Origin of the sequence: Stenotrophomonas sp. GbtcB23 (assembly GCF_019091045.1) — a bacterium.
GTDB lineage: Bacteria > Pseudomonadota > Gammaproteobacteria > Xanthomonadales > Xanthomonadaceae > Stenotrophomonas > Stenotrophomonas rhizophila_A.
The window spans coordinates 1-352 of record NZ_JAGXKC010000257.1; the positions used below are offsets into that span (position 1 = coordinate 1).

The 352-nt window shown below is 59.1% G+C and carries 1 protein-coding gene; it reads right to left on the reverse strand.

The genetic code is table 11. The annotated features are described in order from the left end of the window. On the reverse strand, positions 1-208 hold a 208-nt coding region (locus KVS69_RS19020), incomplete at its 3' end, for a thiamine pyrophosphate-binding protein (protein ID WP_254622294.1). Between the last annotated feature and the right edge of the window lie 144 nt (positions 209-352).

A 352-nucleotide genomic window follows, 5' to 3' on the forward strand; every position in this document is an offset into this window, starting at 1 on the left:
AATAGACGCCTGTTTTCCCCGAGGCCCGGGCATAACCGAAAGCCATGTAGGCACAGGTCTGCTCGTGACGCGGCGTGATAACCCGCATGCCGTCGCGGTGGAGCGCATCGAACAGGCCGTAAAGCTGGGCGCCCGGAATGCCGAAGACAGTGTCCACGCCATGCGTACGCAGCGAAGCAGCGATCGCATCGCCTCCGGTGATGGTCATGTGAGATTTTCCCTTCCGATGCTGCAATCGCTGATGGAATTTTGCTCCTCACCCCAGGTGATACCGCTTTGCAATCACAAACTCTTACGCGGGGTCGGGTCGAGGTTGAACAGCTTTGCCGCGTTCAGCCCGAGGATATTCCGC